The organism is Escherichia sp. MOD1-EC5950 (assembly GCF_002965345.1).
Classification (GTDB): domain Bacteria; phylum Pseudomonadota; class Gammaproteobacteria; order Enterobacterales; family Enterobacteriaceae; genus Escherichia; species Escherichia marmotae.
Genome location: NZ_PTSR01000128.1, coordinates 1 through 535, shown reverse-complemented (window position 1 = coordinate 535; position 535 = coordinate 1). Strand labels below are relative to the sequence as shown.

Below are 535 nucleotides of genomic sequence, written 5' to 3'. Positions count from 1 at the left end.
CGCTCAGCCACTTCATGCAGATGTCCCTCCAGAAACGGCAGAGCCCCTTTATCACGCAAATTAAAAACCAGTTGCCCGTTATCTGTACGCGCATCAGCAGTATCCACTGCCCAGGTCTGGTCCGGCGAGCTTATCTGCCAGGTCCATTTCGGTGCTTCGTCAGTAACAAAGCCATTAAACTGGATTTCGCCACCATCAAGAATATCTGCATGTGGTGCTGCCGAATAAAACAGGGCCACCGAAATAATGGCTGAAAGAAGGGATTTATAATGATGCGCTATTTTCATTGTTATTTACTCTGCTCTGTTCCGGAGTACATAAAAATAAAAACCAGATCATTCAAACGTGTTCCCCCTGAAAACAATACAGAACCGACATGCGTCACAACGCATTCCGACAGAAAAAAACACCTGTTCCGACATGGCGGTTCCGTATATTCAGGTCACCGGAAACAGTGACCTGAATTTTTAGTCAGCAGTAAACGGGGGAGTGTTTACTGCCGGACTCTGCTGAATTACTGGTAAGAAACAGTAAC

The 535-nt window shown here is 46.2% G+C and carries 1 pseudogene; it reads right to left on the bottom strand.

What is annotated here, in order from left to right:
- Positions 1 to 287, bottom strand: a pseudogene (gene faeH, locus BEA93_RS24625) (F4 (K88) fimbria minor subunit FaeH); the annotation flags it as partial.
- Between the last annotated feature and the right edge of the window lie 248 nt (positions 288 to 535).